The sequence below is a fragment of the Brevibacterium sp. AGC70 genome (genome assembly GCF_057334195.1).
The window spans coordinates 158,260-166,642 of sequence record NZ_JBHFIH010000014.1 but is presented as its reverse complement, the minus strand read 5'-3'; the positions used below and the strand labels follow the sequence as shown (position 1 = coordinate 166,642).

Below are 8,383 nucleotides of genomic sequence, written 5' to 3'. Positions count from 1 at the left end.
GGGGGGGCGCTCTTGTGTCTGTGACCAAACCGAGGAATTTCTGGGAAGAACGAGCCGCTCAGTGACTCAGCAAACCATTTCAGCAACATCTGTTGTTTCGTTCATTTAGTTCACAGTTTGTGGTCTACTTTCTTGGTAGTCGCTGTATGCAGGTCGTAACCTTATCGTGACCAAGGTCATCAAGCTGTGATATTGCAAGCTCCTGATAAGAGAAACGGAAACGTATGCAGAAGAAATTCGTGCAGAGTTCGCTGGCACTGACCGCCGCAGCGGCGCTCGGTCTCGGCAGTGCGTTCGTCGCGTCCCCTGCGCTGGCCGACGGCCCGCAGAAACTGGATGTGCAGAACGACGCGCATGTGCAGAAAGCGCTGGCCGATGTAGAAGGCGTCAATGCTTACGGCGCCAAGGGTGGCAAGCTCAACATTGGTGTTGCAGAAAAGACCGATGCAATTAAGGCGCTCGAGGAAGAGTACGACAATGTCGTAGTCACGGAGGGCATCAAGGAACTCAAGCCATACGCCGCCAACGACATCGTCGGCGGAGCAGGCTATTTGGCGCAGGCCGGTACCGGTGCTGGAGCATGTTCGACAGGGTTCTCTGGCTGGGACGGCGACGGGAACCCGATCGTTCTGACCGCTGGACACTGTGCAAAAATCATCGAGGAGTCCGGCGAGTTTTCGGGTGACTCCATTGTCGATGAAACCGAACAGCCTTCGACGGCTCCTGCGGCAGGCACCGGCGGTGACGGATTTGTCCGTTCCGGACAGGGCGTTCTCGGTAAGTGGGGATATCACAAATTCGGTGGCGATCTCGTCACAGATGAGACTCAGCAGCCGAAGGCAGACGACATCGACTTCGCTGTGATCAACGTCGATGCGTCTAAGTACAACGTCAAGAATGGCGTCACCGATTGGTCGACTGCCGCCTCCGAAGATCTTGGCGCTGGGCTCGAAACTGACATCGCAAAGGTCGGTGCCCACACAGAGGGCAACGTTCAAAAGGCCGGTCGCACCACTGGCCTGACAGAAGGTCCAGTGTGGACCGATCTGAATGAACAGTACGAGTTCATGAATATCGGTGGCCGCTTTGTTCACGGATTCGGTGTCAAGGCTTCCAAAGGCGCCCCATTCTCTGCAAGCGGTGACTCCGGTGGTGGAGTGTTCCAGGGTGACACTGCCGTGGGCGTCATTTCCGGTGGTGGAGATGTTGAGCAGGGCGGTGTGATCTACGACATGAGCTGGGTTGCCGACCTCGACTACTCGCTTGAGACCTCTGGCGTTGACTTCCAGCTGACTGATCCGAACGAAGAGCCTCCAGGCGACGACGATGCGAACGCAGACGCTGGTGCTGACGCGAAGGATGCTGACGCTGACGCAGGTGCCGATGCGAAGGATGCTGACGCTGACGCAGGTGCCGACGCGAAGGATGCCGACGCTGACGCAGGTGCCGAAGGTGACGACGCTGACGCAGGTGCCGAAGGTGACGACGCAAACGCCGACGCCGATGGCTCGGACACTCCTGAAGCCCCGAAGGTTGGAGATCAGACCGTCGAAGAAGGTGGACAGATCACGGGTACGACTGAGGCCAATGCCAAGGTCAAGCTGGACTGGAAGCCAGCTTCTGCCACCGGTGAACAGTCCGCTGTCAAGGCTCAGGCCGAAGCACAGGATTCGGTTACCGTCACAGCTGATGCCGAGGGCAATTTCACGGCAGAAGCTCCTTCAGAGGCCGGTACGTACGCCTACACCGCTACCGCCACCACTGACGCAGGAACTTCGGATCCAACCGAGTTCACCGTCACCGTGGAAGAAGCTGCAGACGAAGCAGATGCCGCTGCCGCCGATGCTGACAACGCAGACGCTGACTCTGCCGCTGAAGGCGACGACGCTAACGCTGACTCTGCCGCCGATGGCGCGGAAGCAGACGCTGGTGCAGCTGCAGACGCTAAGAATGCAGAATCCAACGCTGATTCCGACGGATCGAAGGACGGCGAGGCTCCGGCCGAGCGCAAGATCTCCATCGAGCCTAAGGAAGTTGCTGCCTCTGACTTCGTGAAGAAGGACAAGGGCGTGCAGATCACGGTCGAGGGCTTCGAAGAGGGCGAAAACGTCTCTCTCGAGGTCGTTGCCGGTCCAGAGAACGTTGAGGGCATCACTCTCGACGAGACCGCGAACGAGGACGGCGTCGCCGCCTTCTCGATCTACGGAACCAACGCATCCGATCCTTCGGCCTACCTGGGCAAGTACGACGTGCAGGTGACCGGAGCAAATGACACGGATGATGAGAAGGCACTTGCCGGCTCGTTCAGCGTTGTTGCCGACGAAGACGGCAACGGCGGCGGAAGCGACGACGGTGACGGTGGAGACGGTGGATCCGATCTGCCTCGCACCGGTGCTGAACTGACCGGCCTCGCTGCCGGTGCCGGACTCCTCGTTGTTGGTGGAGCTGCAGTCGTTCTGACTATGCGTCGGAACAAGAAGAACTGAACATAGCTCACTCGATCAGCCAATGATCGTCTGAGAGTTCATAAGAGTGCCCCTGGTCTTCCGATCAGGGGCACTCTTTCCATGCTCAGAACTACGGTGTAAAGGTTACGCATAGCGATATTGTCATCGCGAGTATTGTCGTCGAGCCGCACTATGCCGAGGTTGCCCAACTGTTCATGGTGGAGCCAGAAAGTGTCGTAGTCATCACTGCGAAGAGTACTCGAATCAATGCGCTCTTCGACCCCGGCAGCAGTCCATGGCAGCGGGCGAACGTGGGAGGGAAAATCATTGTTGGTGAAGCAATCGATGAGTCCGGAACGATCGGCACCGTTGGGATCGAGGCGTGACAAGGTTATGCTCATGGTTACCAGGCTGACCGGATGCACGATGACGGGGGAGTGGGAGCGTTGAGCCTCGATGATGACCCATTCGACTACCGGATCACGAAATCGGGCATGCTCATCATTGCGCGCAACGGTCGAACCGTGATGGAGCTTGGCGGCAAGAAGGCGTCTGCATTGATACCCAAGCTTGGTGCCAGCGACGAGTCCGACCAGCAGCTGCTTGCGCGTGTCACCGGGAACTACCGCCGCGGCAATGAACGACAGGTCAACAAACGGCACTGACCGGACGATTGTTCAGTCCTTGGTAATGTGTGTCACATGAGTCAAAAGAATCCGGGTGAATCTCCCCTGGGCGAGTTCGCCTCCGCCATTGCAGTCAAACGCGAGTCGGACACCAGCTTCAGCGCTGAGCTCGACGGAGAGTGGAGTGTCGCCGGCGCGGTCAACGGAGGATATCTCCTCAGCATCGTCGCGCAGGCACTGCGGAACAACAGCCCGAAGGCTCCTGACTCATTGGTGCTCTCGACCTATTACCTGGGCCCGAGCCAGGGTGGCCGAGCCGACATCGCGACGCGACTCATCCGCGAGGGCCGATCCAGTGCCACCTTCGCCGTCGATCTGTCCCAGAATGACGCACCGACGATCACCGCCCTGGCGACGATGGGCAACCTCGCTGCTCTGCCCGACGACGTCGCGACCACAGCTAGCCCGCCAGAGCTGCCGGACCCGGATCAGTGCATCAGCGTCGCCGAGGCGCCCGGAGACTTCATCAAGTCAACTCCTTTAGTCAAACGCTACGATATGAGACTCGATCCAGAGACCGCCGGCTTCGCAGCTGGTCGACCCAGTGGCCGCGGTCTGCTCCAGGGTTGGATCCGCTTGGCTGACGGAGCCGAACCAGACTCACTGGCGCTATTGGCATTCCTTGATGCGTTCCCACCGGTGATGTTCGATCTGGGCCGCTTCAACTGGGCTCCGACCATGGAGCTCACGGCCCATCTGCGTGCCGTTCCAGCACCAGGCTGGATCAGAGCGAAGCTGTACACGCGCAATATCGCCGGCGGCATGTTCGAAGAGGATTGTGAGCTCTGGGACTCCGCTGGCCGATTGGTCGCACAGTCCCGGCAACTGGCACGACAGCCGCGAGGTTGAGAGCTGAAGTATGTCGGGAGTCCCGCGCCGAGTCAGAGCCTGCGTCTAGAGTGTGAGGTCAAATAGACATCATTATGAAAGGACCACCAGCCATGGCGTCACTGTCCTCGCTGAGCATCACCTTCGACTGCAAAGACGTCGAGGCCCAGTCGGTGTTCTGGGCCGAACTTCTCAACGCCGAACTCGATGACGGCGCGAACGAATTCGTCGCCAGCATCGGCGGCGTCCACAGTGGCGAATCGACGACTCCCGGCATGCTCTTTCTCAAGGTCAAGGAACGCGGCGAGGGAAAGAACCCCCTGCACATCGATCTCGATGACCCGAACTATCCCGCCGATGTCGACCGCGCGGTGGCATTGGGGGCCGAGAAGGTTGCCTCATTTGCCGAGTTCGGCATCGAATGGACCACGCTGAAAGACCCCGAAGGAAATGTCTTCGACATCGGGCGGAAGGCACCGAATGAAGAAGGTGAAATATGACCATGAGCCCGTCACCAACAGACCCGACCGCAGCGCCGAACGAGCGTCAGGGGTTGGAAGAGTTCCTCGACTACTATCGTGCGGTGCTGCGTAGAAAGGTCGAAGGACTGGCCTCGGCTGACCTCAACCGTCATGTCGGTGCATCGCCGCTGACCCTGGGCGGCATCATCAAGCACCTCAGCTTGGTCGAAGAACAATGGTTCGTCGAGGATATCCTGGACCAGGAACTGTCTGAACCGTGGGCGAGCATTGACTGGAAAGCCGATCCTGACTGGGACTTCGAGAGCGCAGCCGAGGACACGCCCGACTACCTGCTGAGGCTGCATGCCAAGGCCTGTGAACAGTCGCGGGAGATCCTCGCCGGCATCGATGACTTGGATACCTTCGTGGCACACGAGCGGTCCTCTGGAGATCGATTCAACGTGCGGTGGGTGCTCATCCATATGATCGAGGAATACGCTCGACACGTAGGCCACGCCGATCTCATCCGCGAAAGCATCGATGGAGCCACCGGCGACTAGGACGCCACGACGGTGACATAGAGCCTATTGTTGGCACCGGAGAGTGTGAGTCTCGTAGGCTGAAGGAACTATGACTAACTCCAGCTCCGAGGCGGCCGCTTCCGTGAAGACCACCCGTTCCAAAGCTCTGATTCCCCTCGATCTGCTCCGCGGTTTCCTGATCGGCTCTGCCGAGCTCGTCCCTGGGGTCTCCGGCGGAACGATTGCACTCGTGACCGGAGTCTACGACCAGCTCATCGACTCGGCTGCCCATGTGGTCAGGGCGGCGAAGACTGTGATCACCGGCCCTGACCGTTGGAGCGGCGCCGTCGCAGAACTGCGCCGCACAGACTGGTTCCTCGTGATCCCGGTCCTCCTAGGCATGGCGACAGCAGTCCTCAGCATCGCTGGAGTGATGGAAGGCTTTGTCACAGCCAACCCAGAACTTGCCAGGGGCCTGTTCTTCGGACTCGTCGCGGCCAGCATCTCCGTCCCATTGCGGATGCTGCCGGCGCGCAGCGGGCAACCTCTGCTGTTGGGTATCCTCGTCTTTCTCGCCGCTGCAGCTCTCGCCTTCTGGATGACCGGACTGGCCGGTGGATCCGACGTCGAGAACCCTCCACTCATTGCGGTCTTCTTTGTCGCCTCAATCGCCATCTGCGCTCTGGTCGTCCCCGGCGTATCCGGATCGTTCTTCCTCCTCGCAGTCGGCCTCTACGCCACCACGCTGCGCGCAGTCAACGATCGCGACCTCGCCTACATCGCTGTATTCGGACTCGGCGCGATCCTCGGCCTGGCACTGTTCGTCAACATCCTGCGCTATTTGCTGCACAATCACCGCTGGTGGACTCTGGTCGCGATGGCTGGCCTGATGCTCGGCTCTTTGAGAGCCTTGTGGCCGTGGCAATCCGATGCAGAAGCCGGAGGTCTGCTCGCGCCCTTCGACCCGATCGGTGCCCCGATCATTCTCGCCGTCATCGGTGCGGCAATCGTGGTTGTCCTCATCGTCATCGAGTCGATGTTCGAGTCAAGGACTGCCAAGGACAACCTCGTCGAACAGTAGAGACAACATAGTTTGTGCAGATTTCGCTCAGGATTTGCTCAGGGTCGCCGGGATTCGGATTAGAGTGGGAGATCTGAACCACAACTACATCTGGAGACTTATGCGCTTGCGAAGCTTGGCCTCGTCCACTTTGGCACTGACACTCATCGTTGCAGGCCCAGCAGCGGCCTCGGCGACGGGGCTGGGCAGCGGGCCTCCGGATGAGGAACAGGCAGCGGCCACGGGCGAACTCACCCTACTGGCGACGACCGATGTCCACGGTCACGTCCTCAACTGGGACTACTTCGCCAATGCTCCCTACCCCGACGGGGAAGAACTCGGCATGTCGCGTGCCTCCACCCTGATCAAGGGTGTCAAAGAGGCCAAGGGCGAGGACTCGGTGCTCCTCGTCGACAACGGTGACACGATCCAGGGCACCCCGTTGACGTATTACTACGCGCAGCAGGAACGCATCACCGAAACCGGTGAGACGCACCCGATGGCTAAAACCTATAACCATGTCGGCTATGACGCACAGGTCGCGGGCAACCACGAGTTCAACTACGGACTTGACCTGCTCGCCAAATACAAGGAGCAGGTCAACTTCCCCGTCCTGGGCGCGAACGTCATCAATGACGACGACGACCAGCCCCACCTCGATCCCTACACGCTCGTGGAGAAGAACGTCGCCGGTCAGGAGATCACCATCGGTGTGCTGGGTGTGACGACCCCAGGCAGTCGGATCTGGGATAAGAACAAACTCTCCGGCAAGGTCCACTTCGATGACCCCGTCGAGACTGCGAAGAAGTACGTCCCGGAGATGAAGGACGCAGGGGCAGACATCGTCGTCGTACTCTCACACTCCGGCAAGGACCCAGAAGGCCAGACTTGGGACCCCTCGAAGCTGCAGGAGAACGTCAGCATCTCTGTCGCGAAGGTCCCCGGAGTCGATGTGCTCGTCGCCGGACACACTCACCAGGATGAGCCGAGCCAGGTCGTGTCACGCGAGGACGGGACGAAGGCGCTCATCACTCAGCCCAACTACTGGGCGCGGTCCGTTTCCGAGGTGGACCTGCCCATCAATCTCGAAGACATGGGGATCGACTGGGGGAGTACCGAACCCGAAGCCACACCACTTGCCACGCAGGGTGATGTCGCTGAGGATCCGGAGATCAACGATCTCATCGATTCCCAGCATAAGAAGACCGTCGCCTACGTCAACACGAAGATCGGCTCAGTGACCGAGACCATGAGCGCAGAGACCTCTTACTATGAGGACACTGCGATCCTCGACTTCATCTCAAAGGTGCAGTCCGAGACGGTGGAGACCGCGTTGGCAGACACCGAATACAAAGACGTGCCCGTCATCTCGCAGGCTTCACCATTCAGCCGCACAGCCGAATTCCCTGCCGGAGACATCACCATCCGCGACGTCGCCGGACTCTACGTCTTCGACAACACCCTCGGCGGAGTCGAAATAAACGGTTCACAGCTGCGCGAATACCTCGAGTACTCCGCCCGCTACTTCAAACAGACAGAAGAAGGCGCCGACTTCGACCCGATCAATGGAACCAACGCCATCGACGAGGCCCTCGATCGCCCGATTCCTGACTATAACTACGACGCGCTCTCGGGCATCGACTACGACATCAACGTGTCCAAACCGGTCGGCGAACGCATCGAGAACCTCACCGACAAAGAGGGAAATACGGTCGACGATGATGACACCTTCATCCTCGCGATCAACAATTACCGCCAGTCCGGAGGGGGCGACTACCCGGTCGGCGACCTGAAAGAGGTCTACAACGAACAGGTCGAGGTCCGTCAGAGTCTCATCGACTGGGTCAAAGACAACGAGGTTGTCGATCCCACGGACTTCTACGATGAGAACTGGCAGGTTGTCACGACCACGCAGGACCCAGGCGACGATGACGAGGCGTCATCCGAGGCCGCGGCAGAAACCGAAGCTGATTCACAGGCAGAAGCGGACGGGACCTCCGACGGCGGCAACGCCGATGGAGCAGACGGCCCGGACAGTGCCAACGACGACGAAGACGCTGCCGCCAACGACGGTGCGAATTCCACAGTCGACGCTGACGGCACGGTCGATGCCGACGATGGGACCACCTCGGCGAACGGATCGGATTCTGACAGCGGCATGGACAATGCCAATGGATCCGATTCATCCGACAGCAGCGGGAATGCGAATGCCGGCGGCGATCTGCCACGCACGGGCGCGGAACTGGGGGCGTCGATCGGGATTGCGGCAGCCATCATTGGACTCGGAGCGGGATTGGTCTGGTTCGCCCGCCGTCGTCGGATCTGAAAGGGCGATTCTCGTGTCGGTGAACTCACGTAGGGTGGGAACCGACAGCAGTGA

Annotated in this window: 8 protein-coding genes; 7 read left to right on the top strand and 1 reads right to left on the bottom strand. The window is 59.8% G+C overall.

From position 1 onward, the window contains the following. The first annotated feature begins 224 nt into the window (after positions 1–224). A complete protein-coding gene (locus ACE03M_RS10905) occupies positions 225–2,486 on the top strand; it encodes an LPXTG cell wall anchor domain-containing protein (RefSeq protein WP_485933957.1) in 2,262 nt (753 codons plus the stop codon). 38 nt (positions 2,487–2,524) lie between these two features. Here the strand turns inward: ACE03M_RS10905 and ACE03M_RS10900 are convergent, their stop codons facing one another. Beyond that, positions 2,525–2,848: a hypothetical protein gene (locus ACE03M_RS10900; protein WP_143921339.1), complete on the bottom strand. Its 324-nt coding sequence runs from the start codon at positions 2,846–2,848 to the stop codon at positions 2,525–2,527. 18 nt (positions 2,849–2,866) lie between these two features. On the opposite strand from ACE03M_RS10900, the gene ACE03M_RS10895 reads away from it, so the two are divergent. From ACE03M_RS10895 to ACE03M_RS10870, 6 genes are all read left to right on the top strand, one after another. After that, positions 2,867–3,112, top strand: coding sequence for a hypothetical protein (locus ACE03M_RS10895; RefSeq protein WP_260847991.1), 246 nt, complete (start codon positions 2,867–2,869; stop codon positions 3,110–3,112). A 36-nt stretch (positions 3,113–3,148) separates the two neighbouring features. Further along, on the top strand, positions 3,149–3,982 hold the full coding sequence (locus tag ACE03M_RS10890; RefSeq protein WP_485933956.1) for a thioesterase family protein: 834 nt from the start codon (positions 3,149–3,151) through the stop codon (positions 3,980–3,982). 92 nt (positions 3,983–4,074) lie between these two features. Then, the gene (locus tag ACE03M_RS10885; protein WP_143921341.1) at positions 4,075–4,461 is read left to right on the top strand and encodes a VOC family protein; all 387 of its coding nucleotides are present in this window, start codon (positions 4,075–4,077) and stop codon (positions 4,459–4,461) included. A 2-nt stretch (positions 4,462–4,463) separates the two neighbouring features. Further along, positions 4,464–4,982, top strand: coding sequence for a DinB family protein (locus ACE03M_RS10880; protein ID WP_260847992.1), 519 nt, complete (start codon positions 4,464–4,466; stop codon positions 4,980–4,982). A gap of 70 nt (positions 4,983–5,052) precedes the next feature. Next, positions 5,053–6,024, top strand: a complete 972-nt coding sequence (locus tag ACE03M_RS10875) for a DUF368 domain-containing protein (protein ID WP_485933955.1) — start codon at positions 5,053–5,055, stop codon at positions 6,022–6,024. A gap of 100 nt (positions 6,025–6,124) precedes the next feature. Then, the gene (locus tag ACE03M_RS10870; protein WP_485933954.1) at positions 6,125–8,329 is read left to right on the top strand and encodes a bifunctional metallophosphatase/5'-nucleotidase; all 2,205 of its coding nucleotides are present in this window, start codon (positions 6,125–6,127) and stop codon (positions 8,327–8,329) included. Positions 8,330–8,383 lie beyond the last annotated feature (54 nt).